This window comes from Streptomyces sp. NPDC127092 (assembly GCF_042722475.1).
Classification (GTDB): domain Bacteria; phylum Actinomycetota; class Actinomycetes; order Streptomycetales; family Streptomycetaceae; genus Streptomyces.
Map to the genome: position 1 here is coordinate 1 of NZ_JBHXFE010000030.1, position 25,171 is coordinate 25,171.

Sequence of the window (25,171 nt, forward strand, 5' to 3'; positions counted from 1 at the left end):
CGCGATAGCGGAGCTATCGGGGCGTTTCGGCAACGCGGCGAGGTGCCGTGCCAGGCGTCGCGGACCCGGCCAAGATCCGGAAGAGACGGCCTAGGTCTCCGCTCCGGCCGTCCCGGCCCCTGCTGTCGGGGTCCCGTCCTGTCGAGGTCCCCTTCTGTCGGGGTCCCGTCCCTCCGGATCGTCCCGTCCCGCCGGCCCGCCCTCTCAGGCGGGCCGCATCGCCGCCCGGTAGCGGGACGGGGCGATGCCGAACCGCTCGGTGAACGCCTGCCGCAGCGCCTCCGCGCTGCCGAACCCGCAGCGCGCCGCGACCCCGGCCATCGGCAGCGTCGTCGAGGCGAGCAGCTGTGCGGCGGCCTCCGTACGGGCCTGCCGCACGTAGCGGCCCGGTGAGAGGCCCAGCTGCTCCGTGAAGAGACGGGTCAGATGGCGGGGCGTCACGCCCGCCCGGGCGGCGAGCGCCGCGGTGCTCAGGTCGTCGTCCGGTCGGGCCGCGATGTGCTCGACCAGCCCCCGGAGCATGTCGTCACGGGCCGGCGGAGTCGCGGTGAACAGGCTCATCTGCGCCTGGTTCCCCGGCCGTTGCAGATAGACCACGAGGTCGCGGGCGACCTGGCGGGCCAGTTCCGGACCGTGGTCCTCCTCGACGAAGGCGAGCGTGAGGTCCAGCGCGCTGGTCACCCCCGCCGCCGTGTAGACGTGCCCGTCGCGGACGTAGATGGGGGCCGGGTCCACCACGACCTCCGGATGCCGCTCGGCGAGCTGCCGTGCGAACCGCCAGTGGGTGGTCGCCCGGCGGCCGTCGAGCAGCCCCGCAGCGGCCAGCACTCCCGCGCCCGTGCACACCGACGCCACCCTCCGGGACTCCCGGGCCAGCCGCCGCACGTGCCCGACGAGCCGGGTGTCCGCCGCCGCCCGCTCGAAGCCGGTACCGCCCGAGACGATCAGGGTGTCCAGGGGGCCGGTCAGCCGTTCGAGCGACCGCTCGCTGCCGAGGACCAGACCCGAGCCGCAGACCATCGGACCGCCGCCCGGGCCCGCCAGGAGCACCCGGTACGGGACCGCGGGCGCACCGATCCCGTTGGCCATGGCCAGGGTCGTGGTCACGCACGCGATGTCCAGCAACTCGGCCGCCTCGTAGCCGACCACCACCATGAGCCGCTCCGCCATGCGCCCGACCCTATGCCGGAAGGACGGCTACCCCAAGGGAACGGACACCGGGCCGCACATCGCTGTCCGGCGGCCCGCCCGCCGCGGACAGTGGTCCCACCGCACTCACCCGCACGGCCGCACTCGTCAACTCGCCGCCGCACCGCCCACAGGCACGCTCCCGGGAGGCATCCGATGCACACGCTCGCGCACCGCTGGCCCACGCTGATCGCCCTGGCGCTCGCGGCCCTGACCTTCCTCGACGGCCTGCCCGCACCCGTGTTCCTGGCCGCGGTCCTCGCCTCGATGCCGCTGTTCTACCTGCTCTTCGGAGCACTCCGCGGCGAGCTGCGGCCCCCGCGCGTCCTCGCCGTGCAGCTCGCCGGTCTCGCCGGCTTCGCCGCCGTCGCCCTCCTGGCCGTGACCGTGGACGGCACCCTCGCGCTGCTGGTCCTGGCCGCCGGCTGGCTCGGCCACGCCGTGTGGGACGCCGTGCACTTCCTGAAGGCCCGGGTCGCCCCGCGGCAGTGGTCGGAATGGTGCGGCGTCTTCGACGCGTGCGGCGCCCTCGCCCTCGTCCTGGCCGCGCTCTAGGCCGGTCCGGCGGACGGCCGGGCCGGATACGGCGTCGGGTCAGGGCGGCTCAGGCCGTGCGGGAGCGCCGCAGCCACCAGATGCCGGTCAGCGGCAGCAGCACCGGGATGAAGACGTAGCCGTACCCGTACTGGGACCAGACCGTCGTGTCGGGGAACGCCGAGGGCTCGAGCAGGGTCCACGTCCCGACGACCAGGACGCCCGCGAGCTCGGCGGCGCAGCACACCAGCGCCGCCCTGCGGGCCGTCTCGCCGCCCCGTACCAGCGTGTACGTGATGAAGGCGTAGACGACGGCGGCCACCGCCGAGAGGCTGTACGCCAGCGGCGCCCGGTCGAACTCGGTCGCAATCTGGAAGGCCGAGCGCGAGACCGCGCCCACCGACATCACGCCGTAGAGCCAGACCACGAGCAGGCCCGGTCCCTTCACCAGACGGCCGGCCCGGGGGCTCCCGGGCTCGGTCCCCGCCCCGCTCCCGGTCCCGCTTCCGGCCTCGTGATCGGTCGCGGTCATGGTCAGCCCACCGTCCAGATGTCGTAGAGACGCACTTCCAGCACCGCGAGCACCACGGCGCCCGCCGCCACCGTCGCCGAGCCCCACTTGCTGCGCTCGGTCAGCGACAGCAGCCCGGCCGCGGGCACCGCGCACAGCGCGCCCAGCAGATAGGCGACGAAGATCGTGGTGCCCTCCTCCGCCTTCTCGCCGCGGACCAGCTGCACGATGCCGACCACCAGCTGCACGAGGGCCAGGAAGGTCACCACGGCCATGCCGATGAAGTGCCAGTCCTTGGTGGACTGGTTCCGGTAGGCGGCGAATCCGCACCAGGCGGCGAGGGCGAGCGCGGCCACCGAGACCGCGACCGTCAGGGCGTCAAGCATGCGCCCGAGGGTATTACGGGCCGAATGGCCCGATGCGCGCGGCCCCCGCCCCGCGCACCGTGGCCTTGGCCACAGCCGACGACCGGGACGGGCCGCGCTCCACCCCGTGCGTGGCCGCCGCTTCCCGGGTTCCGGGCCGCCCCGGGCCGTCCCCGACTGTCCGCATGACGTCTCAGTGATGTCCGCTATTCGGACAGCCGCCTTTCGTTCGCACGTTTGCATGCTTTACTTGCAGCCATGACCACGACGAGCAGCCGCACCCTTGCGACCGAGGCGAACCAGACGCCCGGTGCTCGTTGTATGTGTCGAATGTGCGCCAACTGAGGGCCCCCGCCAGAGCCTCGCGCCCCGAAGCGAGACCCCGACGGCCGAGCCGTTCCGCGCCTTCCCGGCGCCGGACCGAGCACGCCCCGCGCACGCGCTGCCTCCCGGCCCACCGCCGCGACCAGCCGCCCTGCGCCTGACTGTCCGACAGACGAATGCCGTGCACGGCGGACCCATGCGCCGCGCACTCGACAGTGACGGAAACCCTGTGATCACCACTTCGGGCCTGACCAAGGTCTACGAGTCGCGAGGCCGCCAGGTCACCGCTCTGGACGGCGTCGACCTCCACGTTCGCGAAGGCGAGGTCTTCGGCGTGATCGGCCAGAGCGGCGCCGGCAAGTCCTCGCTCATCCGCTGCGTCAACCTCCTGGAGCGCCCCACCTCCGGCACCGTGACCGTCGACGGCGTCGACCTCACCGCCCTCGCCGGGAAGGGCCGGCGCGCCGGCCGGGACCTGCGCCGCGCCCGCAGCAGCATCGGCATGGTCTTCCAGCACTTCAACCTGCTGTCCTCCCGCACCGTCAAGGACAACATCGAGCTCCCCCTGGAGATCCTCGGCGTCTCCGCCGCCGAACGCTCCCGCCGCGCCCTCGAACTCCTCGACCTCGTCGGCCTCGCCGACAAGGCCAAGGCCTACCCCGGGCAGCTGTCCGGCGGCCAGAAGCAGCGCGTCGGCATCGCCCGCGCCCTCGCCGGCAAGCCCAAGGTCCTGCTCTCCGACGAGGCCACCAGCGCCCTCGACCCGGAGACCACCCGGTCCATCCTCCAGCTGCTGCGCGACCTCAACCAGCAGCTCGGCCTCACCGTCCTCCTCATCACCCACGAGATGGACGTCGTCAAGACCATCTGCGACTCCGCCGCCCTCATGCAGAAGGGCCGCGTCGTCGAGTCCGGCACCGTCGGCGAACTGCTCGCCACGCCCGGTTCCCAGCTCGCCGCCGAGCTCTTCCCGGTCAGCGGCGCCGCCACCGCGCCCGGCCGCACGGTCGTGGACGTCACCTTCCACGGCGAGACCGCCACCCAGCCGGTGATCTCCCAGCTCTCCCGTACGTACAACATCGACATCTCGATCCTCGGCGCCGCCATGGACACCGTCGGCGACCGCCAGATCGGCCGCATGCGCATCGAACTCCCCGGCAGCTACGAGGAGAACGTCGTCCCCGTCGGCTTCCTGCGCGAGCAGGGCCTCCAGGTCGAGGTCGTCGAACAGCAGGACCGGCCCGTGCCCGCCCAGGCTCCCGCGCTGGTGAAGGAAGGTGCCAAGTGACCTGGTCCGAGATGCAGCCCCTGCTCGAGCAGGGCACCGTCGACACCCTCTACATGGTCCTGTGGGCCACCGTCGTCACCGTGCTCGGCGGACTCCCGCTCGGCATCCTCCTCGTCCTCACCGACAAGGGCGGACTGCTGCAGAACCGGCCGGTGAACAAGGTCGTCGGCGCGATCGTGAACGTGGGCCGCTCGCTGCCCTTCATCATCCTGCTGATCGCCCTCATCCCCTTCACCACCTTCGTCGTCGGCACCTTCATCGGCCCGACCGCGATGATCGTGCCGCTCGCCATCGGCGCCATCCCGTTCTTCGCCCGGCTCGTCGAGACCGCGATCCGCGAGGTCGACCACGGCCTCGTCGAAGCGGTCCAGGCCATGGGCGGCGGCATCCCCACCATCGTCCGCAAGGTGCTGCTCCCGCAGGCCCTGCCCTCCCTGGTCTCCGCCGTCACCACCACCGTCATCGTGCTCATCGGCTACTCCGCCATGGCGGGCGCGGTCGGCGGCGAAGGCCTCGGCTCCAAGGCCGTCACCTACGGCTACCAGCGCTTCGACACCACCTTCATGCTCGTCACCGTCGTCGTCCTGGTCGTGATCGTGACCGTGGTCCAGCTCATCGGCGACGGCATCGTCCGCCTGCTGGCCCGCCGCGGCCGCACCGCGTGACGGCACCGCCCGACGGCCCTGCCTGACGGCACCTCAGACTTCGCAACCCGAAGAAGAGCCCGGACTTGTTGTCCAGGCGAACACACCGCTCCACCGGAAAGAGGCACTCTTCGTGCGCAACAACATCAAGCTCACCGCGGGCATCGCCGCCACCGCCGCACTCGCCCTCGGCCTCACCGCCTGCGGCACCTCGTCCGACCCGTCCTCCGCCAAGGACCAGGCCGGCTCCGCCGACAAGCCGCTCGTCGTCGCCGCGTCCCCGACGCCGCACGCCGACATCCTCAACTACGTCAAGGACAAGCTCGCCGCGAAGGAGGGCCTGAAGCTGGAGGTGAAGGAGTTCACGGACTACGTCCTGCCGAACACCGCCACCGAGACCGGCCAGGTCGACGCCAACTTCTTCCAGCACAAGCCGTACCTCGACGACTTCAACAAGAAGAACAACACCCACATCGTCCCGGTGGCCAACGTCCACCTCGAGCCGCTCGGCCTCTACTCCAAGAGCCTGAAGTCGGTGAAGGACATCAAGGCCGGCCAGACCATCGCCGTCCCCAACGACACCACCAACGAGGGCCGCGCCCTCCACCTGCTCGCCGACAACGGCCTCATCACCCTCAAGGCGGGCGTCGGCACCGACGCCAAGCTCTCCGACATCACCGACAAGAAGGGCCTGGAGTTCAAGGAGCTGGAGGCCGCCACCGTGCCCCGCGCCCTGAACGACGTCGACGCCGCCGTCATCAACGGCAACTACGCCATCGAGGCCAAGCTGGAGCCCGCCAAGGACGCCCTCGTCCTGGAGAAGGCGGAGGGCAACCCCTACGCCAACTTCCTCGCCGTCAAGGAGGGCAACGAGAAGGACGCCCGCGTGCAGAAGCTCGTGAAGCTCCTCAACTCGCCCGAGGTGAAGAAGTACATCGAGGACACCTACAAGGGCTCGGTCATCCCGGCCTTCGGCACCCCCGCCAAGTAGCCCCCGCACCACGGCCCTTCCCGTCCGAAGGCTCCGCGCGCCCCGTCCGGCGCCCGGGGCCTTCGGGCTGACCCGCGCATGCGCGGCGGCCACCGCATGCTGCATGCTGTGCGTTCACGGTCTTCACGTATGGAGTTGCGCATGACTACGACCTTCCCGTCCATCTCCATCAGCACGGACCGGTTGGTGCTGCGCCCGTACGAAGAGGCCGACATCCCCGCGTTCACGGAGATGATGAACGACGAGCTCGTGGTCGCCTGGACCTCCGTCCCGCACCCGTACACCCGCGCGAACGCCGAGGAATGGGTGCGCAGGATCGCTCCTGCGGAACGGGCCGAGGGCCGCGGCATCGTCTTCGCCGTCACCGAGTTCCTCACCCAGCGCCTCGTCGGCACCGTCCACCTCTACGGCACCAACTGGCGCACCCGCGCCACCGAGGTCGCCTACGTCACCGCGCCCTGGGCCCGCGGCGAGGGATACGCCACCGAGTCCGTCCTCGCCGTCGCCCAGTGGCTCTTCGGCGACCGCGGCTTCGAACGCCTCGAACTGCGCACCGCCGCCGACAACACCGCCTCCCAGCAGGTCGCCCAGAAGATCGGCTGCATCAGCGAGGGCGTGCTCCGCAACGCCTGGATAGCGCGCAGCCAGACCGAGACCGGCGAGTGGGCCGAGATCCGCACCGACCTCATCGTCTGGAGCCTCCTCCCCGAGGACCTCGACGGCGTCGCCGACCAGATGGCCGAGGCCGGACTCTCCACCTACGCCGACTGGAGCTGACCGCACGGGTAGGCTCGGCACCGCCCCCGACCTGCACGCACTCCCAGGGAGACAGACACACATGGCCGACCGGGTCACGGTGATCGGCTGGGACGGCTCGCCCCTCACCGCGGCGGCCCGGTCCGCGCTCGCCGCCGCCACCCTGGTGGCCGGCGCCGCCCACCACCTCGCCCTCCCCGAGGTTCCGGCCCGCGCCGAACGCGTCCGGCTCGGCAGCGTCGACCTCGCCGCCCGCCGGATCGCCGGCCACCGCGGCACCGCCGTCGTCCTGGCCGACGGAGACCCCGGGTTCTTCGGCGTCGTCCGCGCCCTGCGCGCCCCCGAGCACGGCCTCGAGGTCGAGGTCGTCCCCGCCGTCTCCTCCGTCGCCGCCGCCTTCGCCCGCGCCGGCATGCCCTGGGACGACGCCCGGATCGTCGTCGCCCACCAGCGCACCCTGCGCCGCGCCGTCAATGTCTGCCGCGCCCATCCCAAGGTCGCCGTCCTCACCTCGCCCGGCGCCGGCCCCGCCGAACTCGCCCTGCTCCTCGACGGGATCCACCGCACCTTCGTCATCTGCGAGGAACTCGGCACCGCACGCGAACAGGTCACGGTCGTCACCTCCGACAAGGCCGCCGACCACGCCTGGCGCGACCCCAACGTCGTGCTGGTCATCGGCGGCATCGGCGGCATCGGCGGCGGCTCCACCGGCGGCTGGCTCATGGGCCACGACACCCCCGCCACCCGCGGCTGGGCCCTGCCCGCCGACGACACCGGCGGCCACGCCGGCCAGGACGCCACCCTGCGCGCCGCCCAGCTCGCCCGCCTCGGCCCCCGCGAAGGCGACCTCGTCTGGGACATCGGCTGCGCCGGCGGGGCCTTCTCCGTGGACGCCGCCCGCTTCGGGGCCGCCGTCATCGCCGTCGACGGCGACCCCGACGCCTGCGCCCGCACCGAGGCCGCCGCCCGCGCCGCCGGCGTCCAGCTCCAGGCCGTGCCCGGCCGCGCCCCGCACGTCCTGGAACGCCTGCCCGAACCCGATGTCGTACGGATCGGGGGCGGGGGAGTCCCGGTCGTCACCGCCTGCAGCGACCGCAGGCCCGAACGGATCGTCGCGCACGCCGCCACCCGCGACGAGGCCGAGGCCATCGGCGCGGCCCTCGCCGACGGCGGCTACCAGGTCGAATGCGCCCTGCTGCAGACCGTCGGGCTCGACCCCGCGGACTGGACGGAACGTGACCGTTCCGTGGTCTTCCTGCTGTCCGGCCGCCGGGCCTGAGCAGCCCCACCCGTGATCGCGCCGCCCGCCGGGCGGGGTAGGCTGGCCGATTGTTGTACCGCGCCGGGACGTTCGGTGGTTTGTTCGCCAATGTCCGGAAGTAGCGGCCCCATTGGGCCGCTGATGTGGTACGGAGCAATGGGGGGCGGCGCGACGTGGCGCAGTCCACAGCGAACCGTGGCGGATCCGCCTGCCAGGATGGCCGAAGGCCGCGACAATGCATGGGTGTCAGCGCGTCCTTCGTGCCGCGTGGCGCGCGAGCTCGTTCTTGTTGACGGGCGAAGGTCTGAAGGAGCACAACCGATGGGCGAGGGGTACGCAGCATGACGGACACCGGCCAGGTCCCCGGCGAGGGGCTGCCGGAGAACGCAGGCATGGTCGAGCAGCCGGGCATCCCCGCGCCGGGCGCGTACACCTTCCTGGACCCCTCCGAGCACGCAGCCGAGGAAGACGACCTGCTCCTGATGCCGGGCGCCCAGGGTGCCTGGAGCGAGCACCAGCCGGGCGTCGTGCCCGCGCCGCCGGTCGCCGTGCCCGCCCCGGCCCCGGTCGTCGACCCGCTGACCGCCCCCATCGAGCAGGTCACCGCGACCCCGCCGCAGGGCGTGCCGGTGCCCCAGCACGCCACCCCGGCGCACGGTGTCCCGCACGAGCACGTCGTCGACCACGGCTACGAGCCCGGCATCCTCGACACCGGCGCCCACGAGGCGGCCGGCCGCGACTCCGGCTCCGTCGACCTGAGCGCGGTCCGCATGCCCGGGCCCGTCACCGCGCCGACCCCGCCGCCCGCCCGCCGCCCGCTGCACATGGGCCCGCCCCTGCCCGACGCCACCGGTGGCGTGGTGCGTTCGCTCGCCGACCGCGGCCCGGCCGCCGCCCCGGTCCCGCAGCCCGCCCCGGTCGCCGCGACCGCGCCCGCCCCGATGCCGGTCCGCACCCCCGGCCCGCCCACCACGGGGCCCGAGTACCTGGACGTGCCGCCGCAGGACCGCCAGACCGCCCCGCAGGGCGCCGTGCCGTGGACCGCGCAGCCGCAGGAGCAGCAGGCCCAGGCTCCGGCCCCCGCAGAAACGGTCCCGCCGGTCGCGCAGTTCGTCCCGGTCGAGGGTTCCCTGCCGACCGCCCCGCACCTGGCCCCGACCCCGGCGCCCGACCCGGCGGCACCGCAGGAGCAGCCGGCGGTGGCGGAGCCCGTGGCTGCCGCCGCCGAGGCAGTGGCGGGGGAGTTCCCGGCCCCGGCCGAGGCTCCGGCTCAGGCTCAGGCTCCGGCCGAGGACCCGCAGCAGGCGCCCGCCCCGGTCGCCGTCGAGGCGCCGGCCGCCCAGGAGCCCGTGGCCGAAGCGGCCCCGGCCGTCGAGCCGGCCGCCCCTCAGGAGGCCGTCGCTTCCGAGCTCGCCCCTCAGGAGGCTGTCGCCGCGGAGCCCGCTCTTCAGGAGGCCGTCGCTCCCGAGCCGGCCCTCCAGGAGGCCGTCGCTCCGGACGCCGTCGCTCCGGACGGCGCCGCCGAGGAAGCCGTCGCCCAGGAAGCCGTCGCCCAGGAAGCCGTCGTCGTGGAGGCCCCGGCTCCGGTGCCCGCCCCGCGCGAGGCCGAGGCGGAGACCCAGGCCCCGGCCGAGGAGCCGCAGCCGCCCGTCGCCGAGGTCCCGGCCGAGGTTCCCGCCGAGGTGGAGGTACCGGCCGAGGTCGCCCCGGCCGACGCCGCTGCTGTCGAGGCCCCTGCCGTCGACGCCGCTCCCGTCGACGCCGCTGCTGTCGAGGCCGTCGTCACCGAGCCCGCGCACGCGGCCGAGGCAGTGGCTGCCGACGCTCCCGTCGCCGAGTCCCCGGTGGCCGAGCCCGTGGCCGCCGAGCCCTCCGTCGCCGAGCCCGCGGCCGCCGAGCCGGCCGTCGTCGAGCACGCTGTCGCCGAGGCCCCCGCCGCCGAAGCCCCGTCCGAAGAGCCCGTGCCCGCGCCCGCGTCCGCCCCGGAGGACCCGGCCGCGGCCGTCCCGGCCCCGGTCGAGGTCGCCGCCGAGGAGATCCCGGTCGTCCCGGACGACACCGCGGAGCCGCAGCCGGAAGCGGCAGCCCAGGCACCCGAGGCGCCCGAGGCAGCCCAGGCGCCCGCGGCCGAGGAGCCCCAGCTCCAGGACGGGCCCCAGGAGCCCCGGCCGGACGCGCCGCAGACCGCCGAGCAGCCCGCCGAAGAAGCACCGGCCGAGGGACCGGCCGCCGAGGAAGAGGTGCGGGACCGCGCCCCGGCCTACGGCGAGGCCGAGCGCGAGGCGGTCCTCCGCGTCATGCGCGAGCGCCGCGACATCCGCAACGGCTTCCGCCCCGACCCGATCCCGCACGAGGTCCTCCTCCGTGTCCTGGAGGCGGCCCACACGGCACCGTCCGTCGGCCACTCGCAGCCCTGGGACTTCGTCGTCATCCGCTCCGCCGAGACCCGCCGGACCATGCACGAGCTGGCCCAGCGGCAGCGCGAGGCGTATGCCAAGTCCCTTCCCAAGGGCCGGGCGAAGCAGTTCAAGGAACTGAAGATCGAGGCCATCCTCGACACCCCGGTCAACATCGTCGTGACCGCCGACCCGACCCGCGGCGGCCGGCACACCCTCGGCCGCTACACGCAGCCGCAGATGGCCCCGTACTCCTCCGCGCTCGCCGTCGAGAACCTGTGGCTCGCCGCCCGCGCCGAGGGCCTCGGCGTCGGCTGGGTCAGCTTCTTCGACGAGCGCGAGATGGTCCGCGCGCTCGGCCTGCCCGACCACCTCGAAGTGGTCGCGTACCTCTGCGTGGGCTACGTCGACGAGTTCCCGGAGGAGCCCGAGCTGATGCAGGCGGGCTGGTCCAAGCGCCGTCCGCTGTCCTGGGTCGTCCACGAGGAGACGTACGGCCGCCGCGCCCTGCCCGGCGAGGAGCCGCACGACCTGCTCCAGGAGACCGTCGCCAACATCCGCCCGCTGGACGCCAAGGCGCTCGGCGAGGCGTGGGAGCGCCAGAAGCGCATGACCAAGCCCGCCGGGGCGCTGGGCATGCTGGAGATCATCTCCGCGCAGCTCTGCGGCCTCTCCCGGGTCTGCCCGCCGCCGATCCCGGAGCCGGCCGCCGTCGCGATCTTCGCCGGCGACCACGGCGTGCACGCCCAGGGCGTCACCGCCTGGCCGCAGGAGGTGACCGGCCAGATGGTCGCCAACTTCCTCGGCGGCGGCGCGGTCTGCAACGCGTTCGCGAACCAGGTGGGCGCCGAGGTCTGCGTCATCGACGTCGGCGTGGCCTCCGACTTGCCCTCCACGCCCGGTCTCCTGCCGCGCAAGGTCCGCCCGGGCACGGCCGACTTCACCATCGGCCAGGCGATGACCCGCGAGGAGGCGGTCGCCGCCATCGAGGTGGGCATCGAGACCGCCCGCGACCTCGTGGCCGCCGGCAACAAGGCGCTGCTCACCGGCGAGATGGGCATCGCGAACACCACCGCGTCCGCAGCCCTCATCTCGGTCTACACCGGCGTGGACCCGGCCGAGGTCACCGGCCGCGGCACCGGCATCAACGACGAGATGCACGCCCGCAAGGTGGACGTGGTCCGGCGCGCGCTCGACCTCCACAAGCCGGACCCGGCGGACCCGATCGGCGTCCTCGCGGCCCTCGGCGGCCTGGAGCACGCGGCGCTCGTCGGCCTGATCCTGGGCGCGGCCTCGCTCCGTACCCCGGTCATCCTGGACGGCGTCTCCACCGGAGCGGCGGCGCTCGTGGCCCGGGCCATCGCGCCCGAGTCCCTCGCGGCCTGCATCGCCGGCCACCGCAGCGCCGAGCCGGGCCACGTCGCGGCCCTCAACAAGCTGGGCCTGCGCCCGCTCGTCGACCTGGACCTCCGCCTCGGCGAGGGCACCGGCGCCCTCCTCGCCCTCCCGGTGGTCCAGAGCGCCGCCCGCGCGATGCACGAGGTGGCGACCTTCGACTCCGCGGGCGTCACGGAGAAGTAGCCGGAAACCGGCGACACGTCCCCCACGCCCACCGGCGGGAGTGGGGGACGTGGAAGGCCCCGCGTTCGGGACCTGAAGCGTGATGTGGGGCGCGGAACAAGGACGTTCGGCATCTCGGCGCCGGATCCGTGCCGTGAACCACGCAGTCCCGAACGCGGCGCCCGGAACGCGCCCCCCGCACCCGACCGACGGCGCTCGGCCGGGGGGACATCCGTCACACACCGAAACCCGCAGGTCACCGATATCGTGAGGTGCGCCAAGCACCGCCTCCAGAGGAGCCGCCCGCACCATGGCCGATCACGCCGAGCACCCCGCCTACCCCGTCGGACTCCGCCTCGCCGGCCGCCGCGTCGTCGTGTTCGGCGGTGGCCAGGTGGCGCAGCGCCGTCTTCCCGCCCTGATCGCGGCGGGCGCCGACGTCACCCTGATCTCGCCCTCCGCGACGCCCTCCGTCGACGCGATGGCCGAGTCGGGCGAGATCACCTGGATCAAGCGGCGCTACCAGGAGGGCGACCTGGCCGACGCCTGGTACGCCCTGGTCGCCACCACGGACCCGGTGGCGAACGCCGCCATCTCCGCCGAGGCCGAGCGCACCCGGACCTGGTGCGTCCGCTCCGACGACGCCGAGGCGGCCACCGCCTGGACCCCGGCCACCGGCCACAGCGAGGGCGTCACGGTCGCGGTCCTCACCGGTCACGACCCGCGCCGCTCGGCAGCGGTCCGGGACGCGGTCGTCGAGGGCCTGCGCGACGGCTCCCTCGCGGCGCCCGCCCGCCGCGCCCGCACGCCGTTCGTCGCCCTGGTCGGCGGCGGCCCCGGCGACCCCGACCTGATCACGGTCCGCGGCCGCCGGCTGCTCGCGGAGGCGGACGTGGTGATCGCCGACCGCCTCGGCCCGCGCGACCTGCTCAGCGAGCTGCCCCCGCACGTCGAGGTGATCGACGCGGCGAAGATCCCGTACGGCCGGTTCATGGCCCAGGAGGCCATCAACAACGCGCTCATCGAGCACGCCAAGCAGGGCAGGTCCGTCGTCCGCCTCAAGGGCGGCGACCCGTTCGTCTTCGGCCGCGGCATGGAGGAGGCCCAGGCGCTCGCCGCCGAGGGCATCGCCTGCACGGTCGTCCCGGGCATCTCCAGCTCGATCTCGGTCCCGGGGGCCGCCGGCATCCCGGTCACGCACCGCGGCGTCGCCCACGAGTTCACCGTCGTCAGCGGCCACGTGGCGCCCGACGACCCGCGCTCCCTCGTCGACTGGGCGTCCCTCGCCAAGCTCACGGGCACGCTGGTGATCCTCATGGGCGTCGACAAGATCGGCAAGATCGCCGAGGCGCTGATCGCCCACGGCAAGTCACCCGACACCCCGCTGGCCCTGGTCCAGGAGGGCACCACGGCGACCCAGCGCCGCGTGGACGCCACGCTCGCGACGGTGGCGGAGACGGTGAAGGCCCAGGAGGTCCGCCCGCCGGCCGTGATCGTCATCGGCGACGTGGTGAACGAGGGCCCGCACAAGCCGCTCGCCTAGGCCCCGCGAGGGTCCCGCACGCATTGGCACCACCCCCAGGACAAGGCAGTATCACCCCGTGGCCGAACTCATCACGATCGACGACCCCGACGACCCGCGTCTGCACGACTACACCGGACTGACCGACGTCGAGCTCCGGCGCAGACGGGAACCGGCCGAGGGGCTGTTCATCGCCGAGGGCGAGAAGGTGATCCGCCGCGCCAGGCAGGCGGGTTACGAGATGCGCTCCATGCTGCTCTCCGCCAAGTGGGTGGACGTGATGCGCGACGTCATCGACGAGGTGCCGGCCCCCGTGTACGCGGTGCAGCCGGACCTCGCCGAGCGGGTCACCGGCTACCACGTCCACCGGGGCGCGCTGGCCTCGATGCAGCGCAAGCCGCTCCCGACGGCGACGGACCTCCTGGCCTCCGCCCGCCGGGTGGCCGTGATGGAGTCGGTGAACGACCACACCAACATCGGCGCGATCTTCCGCAGCGCCGCCGCGCTCGGCATGGACGCGGTGCTGCTGTCCCCGGACTGCGCGGACCCGCTGTACCGCCGTTCGGTGAAGGTCTCCATGGGTGCGGTCTTCTCCGTCCCGTACGCCCGTCTCGACACCTGGCCGCGCGGCCTGGAGGCGGTACGAGAGGCGGGCTTCAAGCTGCTGGCGCTGACGCCGGCGGACCGGGCGGCCTCGATCGACGAGGCCGCGCCGCACAAGCTGGACCGCGTGGCCCTGATGCTCGGTGCGGAGGGCGAAGGCCTGTCGACGCAGGCGCTGCGGGCAGCGGACGAGTGGGTGCGCATCCCGATGGCGCACGGCGTGGACTCGCTGAACGTGGGCGCCGCGGCGGCGGTCGCGTTCTACGCGGTGACGAGCGGCCGCCCGCAGCCGTAGCCGGCCGCCCGCAGGGGCGGCCCGGCGCGCCCAGCCGTAACGGGGTGCCCATGGCCGTGCCCGTAAACCGCGGCCGTACCCCGGCTGCCTGCTGCTAGCGGGCAAGGCCCGCGGCCGGGCCGTCCCCGGCCGGCCGCCCCTTACCCCTGGAGCGCCTGCGCCGCCGCGATGCCGAGTGCGACGACGAGCGTGACGACCACGAAGACGAAGAGCCGCTGACGCAGCAGCCGGGGGTTGGCGGGCCGCCGCCCGGTGGACGTGGAGCGGGCCCCGGACCGGGTACCCGGCCGTGTGCCGGTGCGGGACTGCGCCGCGCGCGAGCCCCCGCCCGTACGGGACGAGGACGGCCGGGAGGCGGAGGGCCGCGACGCGGCGGACCGGGAGCCGCCCGGACGGCCCTGCCCGCCCGTGGGCCGGTCCGCGACCGGCTGCCGCTCGCCGCCCTGCTCGCCGCCCCGCTCCGTGGAGCGCTCCGACGGCCGGTCCACGGCCCGCTCGGTCGTGCGCTCGGTCGTCCGTTCCGTGTACCGCTCCGTGGGCCGCACGGCGCCGCGCTCCTCGACGCGCTCCCGCGGGGCGGGCGGCCGGGCGGCGGGCAGGCCCTGGGCCTCCCGCGCGGCGATCTCCTTGAGCCGCATGGACAGCTGGAGGGTGCTGGGCCGCTCCTCCGGGTCCTTCGCGAGGCAGGCGCGGACGAGCGGGGCGAGCGAGTCCGGGACGCCGTGCAGCAGCGGCTCCTCGTGCACGACCCGGTAGAGCATGACCTCCGAGCTGCCGTGCCCGAAGGGGGAGTCGCCCATCGCCGCGTACGCGAGGGTGGCGCCGAGCGAGAAGACGTCGGTGGCGGGCGTGACGACCGCGCCCCGGACCTGCTCGGGCGCGAGGAAGCCGGGGGAGCCGACGGCGGTTCCGACGTGGGTGAGGGTGCTGGCGCCGGTGGCCCAGGCGATCCCGAAGTCGATGATCCGGGGTCCCTTGGGGGAGAGCAGGATGTTCGACGGCTTCAGGTCGCGGTGGACGACCCCGGCCTCGTGCACGGCGACGAGCCCTTCCGACAGGGCGGCGCCGATCGCCGCCACGTCGGCGGCCCGCAGCGGACCCTCCTCGGCGACCCGGTCGTGCAGGGAGGGGCCGGGCACGTACTGGGTGGCGAACCAGGGCCGCTCGGCCTCCAGGTCCGCGGCGACGAGGCGGGCGGTGCACCCGCCGCGGATCCGCCGGGCGGCGGACACCTCGCGGGCGAACCGGGAGCGGAACTCCTGGTCCTCGGCCAGGTCGGGCCTGATCACCTTGAGTGCCACGCGCTGCCCGCGCCGGTCGGAGCCGAGGTACACGACTCCCATCCCGCCGGCGCCCAGCCTGCGGTGCAGCCGGAACGACCCGACGATCCGCGGGTCCTCGCGCCGGAGCCGCATCATCGCCATGTCCGTCCCCTCGTCCGTTCGACGTGGCACAGCTTACGTAGCCCCGCCCCGGCGTGCTCACAGGCCGCGCCCTCATGGCCGCATCGATTGTCAGTGCTGAGGGGGACACTTGAGGAGGGGTCAGTCGCGCCACTCGCCAACACTCCCTCATATCAAGGAGGTTGGGATTCCGCCGTCCCGACACCCCGGCCGCCCGTGCCAAACGTGAGCGACGTCACGCACCGTCTCCGGGGCCCGGCCCCGGGCCACCCGTTCGCCCTCCGGCCGCTCCGTGGCCACCTTCCGTTCGCCTTCGCCGTCCCCCGGGTCGTCCCCTCAGGGAAGACCCCCACTCCAGGGGGCTCGTCTCCACCCAGGGGAGTACGCCGGGCGGCGGGCCGTCATCCTCCGGGAGGCCCGCAAGCCGGTACGCAGGCAGGACGCCCCGGGCCCCGCCGCTGCCTAGATTGGTTGTCGAGCGGCGGGTGCAGCACTCGTCCCCCGAGGTCACCGCACCCGCCGCGTCCGACACGACAGGAGAGGAACCATGGCGTACCCGGCCCCGCGGATGAACACCCGCCCTTCGAGCCGCCGTCACCCGCTGGTGGCGACCGCCATGGTCCTCCCTCTCGCGGCCCTGCTCGTGGTCGTCTTCGGCGGCTGGGACGCGGTGGTCACTCAGGCGTCGTCCGTGGGCGTGATGCTGGGGCGCTGAGCGGCGCTCCGGACCCGGGAGAGCGGCCCGGGTCGGGGACATCCGGCCATCAACCCCGTGGGGACGGGGGTGCGGCGGACGGCAGCGTGCGGCCGGTCAGCTGGGGAGCTGACCGGCCCTCGCGCTTTCCCGGGCCTCCGCCCCGGCGGCCACCCCGACGCCCGCCGAGCCCCGGACGCCCTCCGTCACGCCCCACACGGCACCGCCGCCGGCCCACGCGGCCGGGTGCGGATGCCACGGGGCCGGTACGGTTCAGCGCCGCCCGGCCCACGCGGCCAGGTACGGGCTGCGCGGGCCGGCCCGGTCCGGTCCCGCGCCCCACGCGGCGCGGCGCCCCCGCCCCACGCACCCCGCCCCCACGCATCCCGCCCCCACGCATCCCGCCCCCACGCATCCCGCCTCCCCGCCCCGCGTAGGCTCCCCGCGTGGAGGAGACCGTTCTCGTACAGCTGCACGCGCTCGCGCGCGAAGCCGCGCATCCCGCCGGGACGGCGGCCTGTCGCTGCCCGGTGGGCCTGCTCGCGGACCGGGACGACGGCACGGTCGTACGGCACGGCGGCCTCGTACTGAAGGCGCACGCGCCCGACGGCCACCAGGAAGAGCTGCGGTCGCGGATCTCGCTCGCTGCGGAGCCCGCCCTGGCGCCGGTCCTGCTCGCACCCTTGCCGAGGCCGCGCGAGGAACTCGGGGACCGCCCCCTCACGGCCTGGCCCTACGGCACGCCGGTCGACCCGGACGCACCCGGCGCCGCGCCCTGGGAGGAGGCCGCACGACTGCTCGCCGCCCTGCACCGGACCCCGCCCCCGCCGGGCCTGCCCGCCATGCGGGCCCCGGTGAAGGCGGCGCTCGCCGTGGAGCGCATGCGCCGCGCGGTCCCCGGTCATCCGGCCACGGCCACGGTGCTCCGCGCCTGGCAGACCCTTCCCGACCTCCCGGCCCCGCAGGCCCTCTGTCACGGCGACTTCCACCTGGGGCAGCTCGTTCGGCTCGGGCAGGCGGGACCCGAGCCGCGCTGGCGGCTGATCGACGTCGACGACCTCGGTGTCGGCGACCCCGCGTGGGACCTGGCGCGCCCAGCTGCCTGGTTCGCGGCCGGCCTCCTGCCGCCAGAGGTCTGGTCGCGCTTCCTCACCGCGTACGAGTCGGCCGGCGGCCCGGCGACCGGAGGCCCGGGCGGTGACCCCTGGGCCCGCCTCGACATCCCCGCGCGCGCCCTGACCGTACAGACCGCCGCGCTGGCCCTCGCGAAGTCCACCGCCGAGGGCCGCCCGCTGGACGAGGTGGAGCAGGTGATGATCGACACCTGCGCCCGAATCGCAACGCTCCGAACCGAATTGGCTCCGCCGGCGTCCCCCTAGGGTGAGAGCACCATTCGAACGGCAGGGAGTTGAATCCGCATGCAGTGTCCGAAGTGTCACGCGCCCATGCACACGTACAACCGCAACGGCGTGCAGATAGAGCAGTGCAGTGGTTGCCGCGGCATTTTCCTGGACTACGGGGAGCTCGAGGCCCTGACCCGCCTGGAGTCGCAGTGGGTGCAGCAGGCCCCGCCCGCTCCGCCGGCCTACCCGGCGCAGCCCGCGGCCCCGGCCTGGGGCGCTCCGCACCACGGCGGTCACCACGGTCACCACGGCGGCCACCACCGTGGCTTCGGCCGGATGCTGTTCTCCTCCTGACGCCGGGCGCGGGCCCCTTCGGGGGTCCGCCCGCCTCCGACGGACACGAAGAAGCCCCCGGCCGATGGACGGCCGGGGGCTCTCTCTGGTGCGCGATACTGGGATTGAACCAGTGACCTCTTCCGTGTCAGGGAAGCGCTCTCCCGCTGAGCTAATCGCGCGGGCACACCCGAAGGTGCGGGTACTGCGTGCGCGATACTGGGATTGAACCAGTGACCTCTTCCGTGTCAGGGAAGCGCTCTCCCGCTGAGCTAATCGCGCGGGGGATCCGAGGATCCGGGACCCGAAGGTCCAGTGGACGATACTGGGATTGAACCAGTGACCTCTTCCGTGTCAGGGAAGCGCTCTCCCGCTGAGCTAATCGTCCTTGGAGGTGGAGACGGGATTTGAACCCGTGTAGACGGCTTTGCAGGCCGTTGCCTCGCCTCTCGGCCACTCCACCAGGAGTGAATACGGGGGTTCGGGATGATCCCCCACATCGAGCGGACGACGAGATTCGAACTCGCGACCCTCACCTTGGCAAGGTGATGCTCTACCAACTGAGCCACGTCCGCTTGTCGTTTCCGTTTCGCTTGCGCGTCCCGGCGACGTGTTGAACTCTAGCGGATTCCTGGGCCAGCACAAAAACGCGTTTCCGCAGCGTGCTGACCTGCGCCCCCGCCGACGGGTCCGGGAGCGTTCGTACGGCGTTCACTCCACGTGTTCCCGAGGTGGCTCCCGGCGCCTCCCGCGCCTCCTCTGTCGCGCCCTTCCCGCCGGGCCCTTCCGTCCCGTCGCTCTCATCGGCCCTGCCTGCCCCCGCCGCCCTAGACTCGCCATGTGCACTCCCTCGCTCCTCTGGCCCGCTTCGGCGGCCTCCTCGCCACCGATCTCCGGGACGTCACCCACGACCCCGAGGCCCTGGACTCCTCCGGCTTCTGGGCCGTCGTCGCCGACTTCGAAGGCCGGCTGACCTGCGCGCGCTTCGGTGACGTCCGGCCCGACCCGGTCCCCGCGCCCGTGCCGGGCGCCTGGCGCGGACCGGCCGCCGGCGACTGGACGTCCTCGCTCGACCGCGCCGCGTACACGGAGGGCGTGCGCCGCGTGCGCGAGCACATCGCGCGCGGCGAGGTCTACCAGGCGAACCTCTGCCGGGTGATGTCCGCGCCGCTGCCGGACCCGGCCGGAGCCGACGTCGACGCGCTCACCGCCCTCCTCGCGCGCGGCAACCCGGCCCCCTACGCAGGAACGGTCCGGCTGCCCGCGCACGGCGTGGAGATCGCCACCGCCTCTCCCGAGCTGTACCTGCGCCGCGCGGGCGCGACCGTGGAGTCCGGTCCGATCAAGGGCACCGGCAGGACGGCCGACGACCTCCTGGAGAAGGACCACGCCGAGAACGTGATGATCGTGGACCTGGTCCGCAACGACCTGGGGCGGGTCTGCGCGACCGGTTCCGTCACGGTGCCCGAGCTGTGTGCCGTCGAACCCCACCCGGGCCTCGTCCACCTGGTGTCCACCGTGCGCGGCGAGCTGCGCGCCGGGGCCGGCTGGCGGGACCTGCTCGCCGCGACCTTCCCGCCGGGCTCGGTCACCGGCGCCCCCAAGTCCAGCGCTCTGCGGATCATCGAGGCCCTGGAGACCGTCCCGCGCGGCCCCTACTGCGGCGGCATCGGCTGGGTCGACGCCGACCGGCGCACCGCCGAGCTGGCGGTGGGCATACGCACCTTCTGGATCGACCGTGCCGCGGGGATGCTCCGCTTCGGCACCGGCGCCGGCATCACCTGGGGCTCCGATCCCGAGCGCGAGTGGGCCGAGACCGAGCTGAAGGCCGCCCGTCTGGTCGCGATAGCGTCGGGCGCGTACGAGGCGAGCGGAAAGGCCATATCTCGATGAAACTCTGGGTCAACGGCGGACTGCACGACGCGGAGACCGCCCGGGTGTCCGTCCTGGACCACGGTCTCACCGTCGGCGACGGCATCTTCGAGACGGTCAAGGCCGAGCGTGGCGAAACGTTCGCTCTCACCCTGCACCTGGAGCGCCTGACCCGCTCAGCCCGCGGCCTCGGCCTGCCGGACCCGGACCTCGACGAGGTCCGCCGCGCCTGCGCCGCCGTCCTCGAGGCCAACCCGACGGAGCTCGGCCGGCTCCGCATCACGTACACCGGCGGTGTCTCGCCGCTCGGCTCCGAGCGCGGCGACTCCGGCACCAGCCTGGTCGTGGCGCTCGGCGGGACGAGCCGGCGCCCGGACTCCACCGCCGTGATCACCGTTCCCTGGACCCGCAACGAGCGCGGCGCGCTCACCGGCCTGAAGACCACCTCGTACGCGGAGAACGTCGTCGCGCTCGCCCGGGCGCACGAGCGGGGCGCCTCGGAGGCGCTGTTCGCCAACACGGCCGGCCGGCTCTGCGAGGGCACCGGCTCCAACGTCTTCGTGGTCGTCGACGGCCGCATCCTCACCCCGCCGGTCTCCTCCGGCTGCCTCGCGGGCATCACCCGCGCCCTGGCCGTGGAGTGGACCGGCGCGGAGGAGGCCGACCTGCCGATGGACGTCCTGGAGAGCGCCGACGAGATCTTCCTGACCTCGACCCTGCGGGACGTCCAGGCCGTGCACCGGGTGGACGAACGGGAGCTCGCCGCGGCGCCGGGGCCGGTCACGGCCAAGGCGATGCGGATCTTCGAGGAGCGCGCGGCGCGGGACCGGGACCCGCGGCTCGGCTGACCGGCGCCGCAAAACCTGATGACGGACGGCGGCGGGGTGGGTAGAACACCACTGATGACCACGACCCTGCGGCCGTCCGAGCCGCTCCAGCAGTCCGCCGACGGCGGCCGTTCGCGCACCTACGACATCTGCGTGAACAGCCGCCGGGTCGGCTCCGTCCACCTCGCCACGGACCCGGGCTTCGGGGCCGCCCTGGGCGTGATCTCGGACCTCCGGGTCGACGAGCCCGACCGCCGCCGCGGCCGGGGCACGGTGGCGGCGCTCGCCTCCGAGGAGGTGCTGCGCTCCTGGGGCTGCGAACAGGTGCGGATCTCGGTGCCCACGGACGTGCCGGGCGCGATGCGGATGGCGGCCTCGCTCGGCTACACCGAGCGCAGCCGGAACATGCTCAAGGAGCTGCCGTCCGAGCCGCCGGAGCTGCCGGAGGGCTTCCTCCACCGCCCGCTCACCGAGGAGGAGTTCGCCGCGTGGTCGGCGCGCTCCAAGGACGCGTTCGCACAGAGCTGGATCGACCGCGGGGTGCCGGAGGAACAGGCCCGCGCCAAGGCGGAGGACAGCCGCCGTCGTTTCCTGCCGCAGGGCATGGCCACACCGGGCGTCACCCTGGCGGCGGCCGTGCGGGACGAGCGGGTGGTCGGCCATCTGTGGACCGGCCGGATCGAGCTGGATCCGGGGCGCTGGACGGGCTTCGTGTACGAGGTCGAGGTCGCCGAGGAGCAGCGGGGGAAGGGCTACGGCCGGGGGCTGATGCTGGTCGCCGAGCGGGCGGCCCTCGCGGCCGGCGAGACCCTGCTGGGCCTGCACGTCTTCGCGGGCAACGCCACCGCCATCGGCCTCTACGAGTCGCTGGGCTACCGCACGACCCATCTCAACAGCTCCAAGGCGCTGTAGGGCCGGTCGGGCGGCCCGCACGGCCCGGGGCCGCCGGACGGGCCCGGGACGGGGCCCGGCCGTGCGGGGTCTCGCCGGTCAGCCCTTCAGCAGGCCGTCCGCGATCTCCTCGATGCGCTCGCGCAGGCCGTCCTGGCTCTGGCCGCCGTCGAGGCGCTCGCCGCCGATGACGTACGTGGGCGTGCCGGTGACCTTGATTGCCTTGCCCTCGGCCTCGTCGGCGTCGACGGTCAGCAGGTGCCGGCCGTCGATCAGGGCGGTGTCGAACTCCTCGGCGTCCAGGCCCAGTTCGTGCGCCACCTCCAGCAGCACCGGCTCGCCGCGCCCGCCGAGCTCGGCGGTCCTGGCGAGCAGCGCCTCGGTGTACGGCCAGCCCTTGCCCTGCGCGAAGGCCTCCTCGGCGGCCTGGGCCGCGGCGTAGGCGTGCTTGTGCTTGGGCAGCGGGAAGTGGCGCAGCTGGACGTCGAGGCGCTCGCCGTACGTCGCGCGCAGCGCGCGGACGTCGTCGAGGGCCTGGAAGCAGTCGGGGCACTGCAGGTCGAACCAGGCCTCCAGGACGACGGGGGAGGCGGGGGTGGGTGACTCACTCATGGGAAGAGTCTCCCATCCGGCCCTCCCTGGGGGACGACCCGGAGATCTCCCTGATCCGGCGCCGGGGGCATGGCCGGGCGGGGGCGGGGCGGTGCAGGATGGAAGGGACGTATCAGCCGGGACCAGGAGGATCGATGCTTGCCGAGACCATGTGCTCCGCGGTGGCCGCTGCGGGCCTGGGCATCGCCGCGATCACGGCCTTCCGCAAGCGGTTCCTGGCCGCGGCCCGGATCGCGGCGTACGCGCTGGTGCCGCTGGGCCTGGTGATGACGGGCGCGGTGGAGTGGCTGTCGGAGACGGCCTTCAGTCCGACCGCCTGGGCCGGCTTCGGCGTGCTGGGCGCGGCGTGGCTGCTCTTCTCGTCCACGCGGGCGATAGAGCGGCGCAGGGCCCGCCGGAAGGAGACCGCCGGCGGAGAGGGCCGGGCCGCCGTGGCGCCGTCCGCCTCGGCGCCGTCGCTCGGCTCCGGTCAGCGCGGTCCGGCGGCGAAGCCGCGGGCGCAGGCGGCGGACGAGGACTTCAGCGACATCGAGGCGATCCTGAAGAAGCACGGAATATGACCGGGATCCGACCGCTGCCTGACCGGTTCTGACGCTTCTCGGTCGCGCCCGCCACGGGATGGGGTGAACGGGGCGTGTCGCGGGGTGTGTTGCGGGATCTTCGGGGTGCTCCGTGCCCCATCATCCCCCCGAGATGCTGGATACCTCGCGGGACCCCGTCCCCACCCCCACTCACGCTCCCCCGGAGGAGCCGCGCGGCTGCCTGTTCGCGCTCTCCCAGCCGCCGCTGATGATCTTCCTCGCGGTGATCGGCGGCCTGCTGCTCATGGCCGCCGTCCACGACCTGTTCCTGCTGTGAGGCCGCGTACGGGAAGGGTGCCGGGCGGGGCGGGCGGGCTGCCGGAGCGGGTCAGCTCGCGGCTTCCTTGCGGCGGGCCCGGTAGGCGGCGACGTGCAGACGGTTGCCGCAGGTGCGGCTGTCGCAGTAGCGGCGCGAGCGGTTGCGGGAGAGATCGACGAAGGCCCGGCCGCAGTCCGGCGCCTCGCAGCGGCGCAGCCTCTCCTGTTCGCCCGCGACCACGATGACGGCGAGCGCCATGCCGCAGTCCGCCGCCAGGTGGTCGGCGACCGAGGCGCCCGGCGCGAAGTAGTGCACGTGCCAGTCGTAGCCGTCGTGGTCCGTGAGCTGCGGCGTGGTGCCGGCTCCCGCGACGAGCTGGTTGATCAGGGTGGCGGCGATCCGCGCGTCGGGCGCCGAGAAGACGGCGGTGAAGCGTTCGCGCACCTCGAGCACGGCGCGCAGGTCGTCCGGTCCGAGCGTGCCCACGTCGCTGATCTTGTGGGCGTGCACGAAGGACTGCAGCGCCTGGACGTCCCCGAGCTCGTCGTCGCGGTCACCCCGCGGGGCGGTGTTCATCAGATCGACGACGGTGTCGAGGGCGATCCGGGTGTCGTGGGGGATCAGCACGATTCGCTCCCTGGCCGGCTGCGGGCGGGCGCCCGCGGAATTGCGCTGACTCTAGCGCGACCCGGAAACGGGCATCGGCGCCCCGCACCGCGCCGGCTGCGCGGTGGGGAGCGCCGATGGGGGACGTACGCGACTGTCCGCGCGGCGCCGTCTCCCCGAGTCGGACGGCGCCGTGCGGCTGTCGGCCTGGCTCAGCTGTCGGCCAGGATGTGGGAGAGCTCGGTGTCGAGGTCGAAGTGCCGGTGCTCGGTGCCGGGCGGCACGGCAGCGTCGGTCCGCTTGAGGAACGACTCCAGGGCCCTCGCCGGGGCCTCGAGCAGGGCTTCGCCCTCGGGAGAGCTCAGTGCGATGCAGACGACGCCCTGGCCGTGGCTGCGGGACGGCCAGACACGGACGTCGCCCGTGCCGGTGGGCCGGTGCAGGCCCTCGGCGAGAAGGTCGCGGGCGAAGACCCATTCGACCGTCTCCTCGGCTCCGGTGTGGAAGGTGGCGTGCACGGCATACGGATCGGCCGTGTCATACCGCAGGCCCGCGGGTACAGGCAGTGATGACTCGCTCGACACAACGAGGCGCAGGTGCAGCTCGCAGCTGACCGTGGTGTTCATAAGCGCCAGGGCCTTTCGCTCAGTGTGCGCTCGGGGATTCGCACGTCGGCGAAATCGACATGCCACCTACGGTGCCGTTGTAAACCCCTCTGTCTGTTTTGTGATCGTTCAGGTAGCTCGTATGGGCGTATGTAACTTTGGGTAATACCGCCATTTCAGCCCGCCGGTCCCGTCCGGTAAGTTGGGGTCATGAATGCGGAGAGTGACGAGCGCACCGGGGAGTCCGCGGCGAACGGGGGCGGCGGTGCGCAGAAGCCGGAGACTCCGGCGAACAGTGCGGAGAGTGGGCACGAGGGCACCGAGGAAGCGCCCCTCGGATCGCGGGCGCCGGAGTTCATCAAGGCCCGCCGTACCCTGCACCTGAGCTGGCAGGTCGGTGTCTTCGTCGTCGGCCTGGCCGTCGTGGGCGCCGGCATCGTGATGCTGCCCCTGCCCGGCCCCGGCTGGCTGGTGATCTTCGCCGGCATGGCGATCTGGGCCACCGAGTTCGTCTGGGCCCAGCTGGTGCTGCGCTGGACCAAGCGCAAGGTCACCGAGGCGGCCCAGCGCGCCCTCGACCCCAAGGTCCGGCGCCGGAACATCATCCTCACCACGGTCGGTCTGGTCATCATCGCCGTGCTGCTCGGCATCTACCTGTGGAAGTTCGGCTTCGTCATGCCGTGGAAGATCGACCAATGACCCCGAGGTGGTTCGGGAGGGCCGCTGACATGGGGTAATGTTTGCGGTGCGCCCGGGCGATTAGCTCAGTGGGAGAGCGCTTCGTTCACACCGAAGAGGTCACTGGTTCGAACCCAGTATCGCCCACCACCCGGACCGAGGGCCCGGAGACGATCACCGTCTCCGGGCCCTCGGCGTTCCCGGCGGCGACCGGCGACCGGCGACCGGC

The 25,171-nt window shown here is 73.7% G+C and carries 25 protein-coding genes and 6 tRNA genes; 19 read left to right on the top strand and 12 right to left on the bottom strand.

What is annotated here, in order from left to right:
- Positions 1–204 precede the first annotated feature (204 nt).
- Positions 205–1,170 (bottom strand): GlxA family transcriptional regulator, encoded by a 966-nt coding sequence (locus ACFWJO_RS23810; protein WP_386868104.1) that lies wholly within the window; start codon positions 1,168–1,170, stop codon positions 205–207.
- 174 nt (positions 1,171–1,344) lie between these two features.
- On the opposite strand from ACFWJO_RS23810, the gene ACFWJO_RS23815 reads away from it, so the two are divergent.
- Positions 1,345–1,743: a hypothetical protein gene (locus tag ACFWJO_RS23815; protein ID WP_386868106.1), complete on the top strand. Its 399-nt coding sequence runs from the start codon at positions 1,345–1,347 to the stop codon at positions 1,741–1,743.
- Positions 1,744–1,792: 49 nt separating this feature from the next.
- On the opposite strand, the gene ACFWJO_RS23820 is transcribed toward ACFWJO_RS23815, so the two are convergent.
- A complete protein-coding gene (locus ACFWJO_RS23820; protein ID WP_386868108.1) occupies positions 1,793–2,254 on the bottom strand; it encodes a hypothetical protein in 462 nt (153 codons plus the stop codon).
- Between the two features lie 2 nt (positions 2,255–2,256).
- Positions 2,257–2,619 carry a hypothetical protein gene (locus tag ACFWJO_RS23825; protein WP_386868110.1) on the bottom strand — a complete coding sequence of 121 codons (363 nt, stop codon included), beginning with the start codon at positions 2,617–2,619 and terminating at the stop codon, positions 2,257–2,259.
- Between the two features lie 532 nt (positions 2,620–3,151).
- Between ACFWJO_RS23825 and ACFWJO_RS23830 the strand changes: the two genes are divergently transcribed.
- The 8 genes from ACFWJO_RS23830 (at position 3,152) to ACFWJO_RS23865 (ending at position 14,238) form a co-directional block, all read left to right on the top strand.
- The gene (locus tag ACFWJO_RS23830) at positions 3,152–4,210 is read left to right on the top strand and encodes a methionine ABC transporter ATP-binding protein (RefSeq protein ID WP_386868112.1); all 1,059 of its coding nucleotides are present in this window, start codon (positions 3,152–3,154) and stop codon (positions 4,208–4,210) included.
- Entirely contained in the window at positions 4,207–4,875 is a 669-nt protein-coding gene (locus tag ACFWJO_RS23835) for a methionine ABC transporter permease (protein ID WP_384416508.1), read from the top strand. The genes ACFWJO_RS23830 and ACFWJO_RS23835 overlap by 4 nt, the downstream gene beginning before the upstream one ends.
- Before the next feature lie 112 nt (positions 4,876–4,987).
- Positions 4,988–5,845, top strand: coding sequence for a MetQ/NlpA family ABC transporter substrate-binding protein (locus ACFWJO_RS23840; protein WP_386868114.1), 858 nt, complete (start codon positions 4,988–4,990; stop codon positions 5,843–5,845).
- Between the two features lie 129 nt (positions 5,846–5,974).
- Positions 5,975–6,622, top strand: a complete 648-nt coding sequence (locus ACFWJO_RS23845; protein ID WP_386868116.1) for a GNAT family N-acetyltransferase — start codon at positions 5,975–5,977, stop codon at positions 6,620–6,622.
- A gap of 61 nt (positions 6,623–6,683) precedes the next feature.
- The gene (cbiE, locus tag ACFWJO_RS23850) at positions 6,684–7,880 is read left to right on the top strand and encodes a precorrin-6y C5,15-methyltransferase (decarboxylating) subunit CbiE (RefSeq protein WP_386868118.1); all 1,197 of its coding nucleotides are present in this window, start codon (positions 6,684–6,686) and stop codon (positions 7,878–7,880) included.
- Positions 7,881–8,203: 323 nt separating this feature from the next.
- Entirely contained in the window at positions 8,204–11,839 is a 3,636-nt protein-coding gene (gene cobT, locus ACFWJO_RS23855; RefSeq protein WP_386868120.1) for a nicotinate-nucleotide--dimethylbenzimidazole phosphoribosyltransferase, read from the top strand.
- 289 nt (positions 11,840–12,128) lie between these two features.
- A complete protein-coding gene (gene cobA / locus ACFWJO_RS23860) occupies positions 12,129–13,361 on the top strand; it encodes a uroporphyrinogen-III C-methyltransferase (RefSeq protein ID WP_386868122.1) in 1,233 nt (410 codons plus the stop codon).
- A 58-nt stretch (positions 13,362–13,419) separates the two neighbouring features.
- A complete protein-coding gene (locus tag ACFWJO_RS23865) occupies positions 13,420–14,238 on the top strand; it encodes a TrmH family RNA methyltransferase (RefSeq protein ID WP_386868124.1) in 819 nt (272 codons plus the stop codon).
- Positions 14,239–14,378: 140 nt separating this feature from the next.
- Here the strand turns inward: ACFWJO_RS23865 and ACFWJO_RS23870 are convergent, their stop codons facing one another.
- Complete coding sequence (locus ACFWJO_RS23870) at positions 14,379–15,662, bottom strand: serine/threonine-protein kinase (protein WP_386868126.1); 1,284 nt, start codon at positions 15,660–15,662, stop codon at positions 14,379–14,381.
- 526 nt (positions 15,663–16,188) lie between these two features.
- Between ACFWJO_RS23870 and ACFWJO_RS23875 the strand changes: the two genes are divergently transcribed.
- The 3 genes from ACFWJO_RS23875 (at position 16,189) to ACFWJO_RS23885 (ending at position 18,032) form a co-directional block, all read left to right on the top strand.
- Positions 16,189–16,356, top strand: a complete 168-nt coding sequence (locus tag ACFWJO_RS23875) for a hypothetical protein (protein WP_361580021.1) — start codon at positions 16,189–16,191, stop codon at positions 16,354–16,356.
- A gap of 425 nt (positions 16,357–16,781) precedes the next feature.
- Positions 16,782–17,714, top strand: a complete 933-nt coding sequence (locus ACFWJO_RS23880) for a phosphotransferase family protein (protein ID WP_386868128.1) — start codon at positions 16,782–16,784, stop codon at positions 17,712–17,714.
- Positions 17,715–17,753: 39 nt separating this feature from the next.
- Positions 17,754–18,032, top strand: coding sequence for a zf-TFIIB domain-containing protein (locus ACFWJO_RS23885; protein WP_384416532.1), 279 nt, complete (start codon positions 17,754–17,756; stop codon positions 18,030–18,032).
- Between the two features lie 86 nt (positions 18,033–18,118).
- Here ACFWJO_RS23885 and ACFWJO_RS23890 read toward each other — a convergent pair.
- The 5 genes from ACFWJO_RS23890 to ACFWJO_RS23910 all read right to left on the bottom strand — a co-directional run bounded on the left by ACFWJO_RS23890 (position 18,119) and on the right by ACFWJO_RS23910 (position 18,586).
- Positions 18,119–18,193 (bottom strand) — tRNA-Val (locus ACFWJO_RS23890).
- 28 nt (positions 18,194–18,221) lie between these two features.
- Positions 18,222–18,293, bottom strand: a tRNA-Val gene (locus ACFWJO_RS23895).
- A 34-nt stretch (positions 18,294–18,327) separates the two neighbouring features.
- Positions 18,328–18,399 (bottom strand) — tRNA-Val (locus tag ACFWJO_RS23900).
- A gap of 1 nt (position 18,400) precedes the next feature.
- Positions 18,401–18,474: transfer RNA gene (locus ACFWJO_RS23905), tRNA-Cys, on the bottom strand.
- A 39-nt stretch (positions 18,475–18,513) separates the two neighbouring features.
- A tRNA-Gly gene (locus tag ACFWJO_RS23910) sits at positions 18,514–18,586 on the bottom strand.
- A gap of 265 nt (positions 18,587–18,851) precedes the next feature.
- Between ACFWJO_RS23910 and ACFWJO_RS23915 the strand changes: the two genes are divergently transcribed.
- The 3 genes from ACFWJO_RS23915 to ACFWJO_RS23925 are packed head-to-tail and all read left to right on the top strand — an operon-like array spanning position 18,852 to position 21,622.
- The gene (locus ACFWJO_RS23915; protein ID WP_386868131.1) at positions 18,852–19,904 is read left to right on the top strand and encodes a chorismate-binding protein; all 1,053 of its coding nucleotides are present in this window, start codon (positions 18,852–18,854) and stop codon (positions 19,902–19,904) included.
- Positions 19,901–20,731: an aminotransferase class IV gene (locus ACFWJO_RS23920; RefSeq protein WP_386868133.1), complete on the top strand. Its 831-nt coding sequence runs from the start codon at positions 19,901–19,903 to the stop codon at positions 20,729–20,731. The genes ACFWJO_RS23915 and ACFWJO_RS23920 overlap by 4 nt, the downstream gene beginning before the upstream one ends.
- A gap of 54 nt (positions 20,732–20,785) precedes the next feature.
- Positions 20,786–21,622, top strand: a complete 837-nt coding sequence (locus tag ACFWJO_RS23925) for a GNAT family N-acetyltransferase (RefSeq protein WP_386868135.1) — start codon at positions 20,786–20,788, stop codon at positions 21,620–21,622.
- A gap of 78 nt (positions 21,623–21,700) precedes the next feature.
- Here the strand turns inward: ACFWJO_RS23925 and ACFWJO_RS23930 are convergent, their stop codons facing one another.
- Positions 21,701–22,213, bottom strand: a complete 513-nt coding sequence (locus ACFWJO_RS23930) for a DsbA family protein (RefSeq protein ID WP_386868137.1) — start codon at positions 22,211–22,213, stop codon at positions 21,701–21,703.
- A 134-nt stretch (positions 22,214–22,347) separates the two neighbouring features.
- Between ACFWJO_RS23930 and ACFWJO_RS23935 the strand changes: the two genes are divergently transcribed.
- Together ACFWJO_RS23935 and ACFWJO_RS23940 are read left to right on the top strand one after the other, a co-directional pair.
- Entirely contained in the window at positions 22,348–22,773 is a 426-nt protein-coding gene (locus ACFWJO_RS23935) for a hypothetical protein (protein ID WP_386868138.1), read from the top strand.
- Between the two features lie 133 nt (positions 22,774–22,906).
- Positions 22,907–23,071 (top strand): hypothetical protein, encoded by a 165-nt coding sequence (locus tag ACFWJO_RS23940; RefSeq protein ID WP_384416547.1) that lies wholly within the window; start codon positions 22,907–22,909, stop codon positions 23,069–23,071.
- 51 nt (positions 23,072–23,122) lie between these two features.
- Here the strand turns inward: ACFWJO_RS23940 and ACFWJO_RS23945 are convergent, their stop codons facing one another.
- Both ACFWJO_RS23945 and ACFWJO_RS23950 read right to left on the bottom strand, forming a co-directional pair.
- A complete protein-coding gene (locus ACFWJO_RS23945) occupies positions 23,123–23,680 on the bottom strand; it encodes a CGNR zinc finger domain-containing protein (protein ID WP_386868140.1) in 558 nt (185 codons plus the stop codon).
- Positions 23,681–23,871: 191 nt separating this feature from the next.
- The gene (locus tag ACFWJO_RS23950; RefSeq protein WP_015032345.1) at positions 23,872–24,285 is read right to left on the bottom strand and encodes an SsgA family sporulation/cell division regulator; all 414 of its coding nucleotides are present in this window, start codon (positions 24,283–24,285) and stop codon (positions 23,872–23,874) included.
- Between the two features lie 189 nt (positions 24,286–24,474).
- Here ACFWJO_RS23950 and ACFWJO_RS23955 point away from each other — a divergent pair, with 189 nt between their 5' ends.
- Both ACFWJO_RS23955 and ACFWJO_RS23960 read left to right on the top strand, forming a co-directional pair.
- Complete coding sequence (locus ACFWJO_RS23955) at positions 24,475–24,963, top strand: TIGR02611 family protein (protein WP_386868141.1); 489 nt, start codon at positions 24,475–24,477, stop codon at positions 24,961–24,963.
- 54 nt (positions 24,964–25,017) lie between these two features.
- Positions 25,018–25,092, top strand: a tRNA-Val gene (locus tag ACFWJO_RS23960).
- The last annotated feature ends 79 nt before the right edge of the window (positions 25,093–25,171 follow it).

What these genes read in the sequence shown, in the direction of transcription:
- ACFWJO_RS23930 (WP_386868137.1), bottom strand. Translation starts at nt 22,213, where the DNA reads ATGAGTGAGTCACCCACCCCCGCCTCCCCCGTCGTCCTGGAGGCCTGG.
- ACFWJO_RS23885 (WP_384416532.1), top strand. Translation starts at nt 17,754, where the DNA reads ATGCAGTGTCCGAAGTGTCACGCGCCCATGCACACGTACAACCGCAAC.
- ACFWJO_RS23825 (WP_386868110.1), bottom strand. Translation starts at nt 2,619, where the DNA reads ATGCTTGACGCCCTGACGGTCGCGGTCTCGGTGGCCGCGCTCGCCCTC.
- ACFWJO_RS23870 (WP_386868126.1), bottom strand. Translation starts at nt 15,662, where the DNA reads ATGGCGATGATGCGGCTCCGGCGCGAGGACCCGCGGATCGTCGGGTCG.
- cobA (WP_386868122.1), top strand. Translation starts at nt 12,129, where the DNA reads ATGGCCGATCACGCCGAGCACCCCGCCTACCCCGTCGGACTCCGCCTC.
- ACFWJO_RS23950 (WP_015032345.1), bottom strand. Translation starts at nt 24,285, where the DNA reads ATGAACACCACGGTCAGCTGCGAGCTGCACCTGCGCCTCGTTGTGTCG.
- ACFWJO_RS23955 (WP_386868141.1), top strand. Translation starts at nt 24,475, where the DNA reads ATGAATGCGGAGAGTGACGAGCGCACCGGGGAGTCCGCGGCGAACGGG.
- ACFWJO_RS23925 (WP_386868135.1), top strand. Translation starts at nt 20,786, where the DNA reads ATGACCACGACCCTGCGGCCGTCCGAGCCGCTCCAGCAGTCCGCCGAC.
- cbiE (WP_386868118.1), top strand. Translation starts at nt 6,684, where the DNA reads ATGGCCGACCGGGTCACGGTGATCGGCTGGGACGGCTCGCCCCTCACC.
- ACFWJO_RS23810 (WP_386868104.1), bottom strand. Translation starts at nt 1,170, where the DNA reads ATGGCGGAGCGGCTCATGGTGGTGGTCGGCTACGAGGCGGCCGAGTTG.
- ACFWJO_RS23820 (WP_386868108.1), bottom strand. Translation starts at nt 2,254, where the DNA reads ATGACCGCGACCGATCACGAGGCCGGAAGCGGGACCGGGAGCGGGGCG.
- ACFWJO_RS23935 (WP_386868138.1), top strand. Translation starts at nt 22,348, where the DNA reads ATGCTTGCCGAGACCATGTGCTCCGCGGTGGCCGCTGCGGGCCTGGGC.
- ACFWJO_RS23815 (WP_386868106.1), top strand. Translation starts at nt 1,345, where the DNA reads ATGCACACGCTCGCGCACCGCTGGCCCACGCTGATCGCCCTGGCGCTC.
- cobT (WP_386868120.1), top strand. Translation starts at nt 8,204, where the DNA reads ATGACGGACACCGGCCAGGTCCCCGGCGAGGGGCTGCCGGAGAACGCA.
- ACFWJO_RS23920 (WP_386868133.1), top strand. Translation starts at nt 19,901, where the DNA reads ATGAAACTCTGGGTCAACGGCGGACTGCACGACGCGGAGACCGCCCGG.
- ACFWJO_RS23940 (WP_384416547.1), top strand. Translation starts at nt 22,907, where the DNA reads ATGCTGGATACCTCGCGGGACCCCGTCCCCACCCCCACTCACGCTCCC.
- ACFWJO_RS23845 (WP_386868116.1), top strand. Translation starts at nt 5,975, where the DNA reads ATGGAGTTGCGCATGACTACGACCTTCCCGTCCATCTCCATCAGCACG.
- ACFWJO_RS23875 (WP_361580021.1), top strand. Translation starts at nt 16,189, where the DNA reads ATGGCGTACCCGGCCCCGCGGATGAACACCCGCCCTTCGAGCCGCCGT.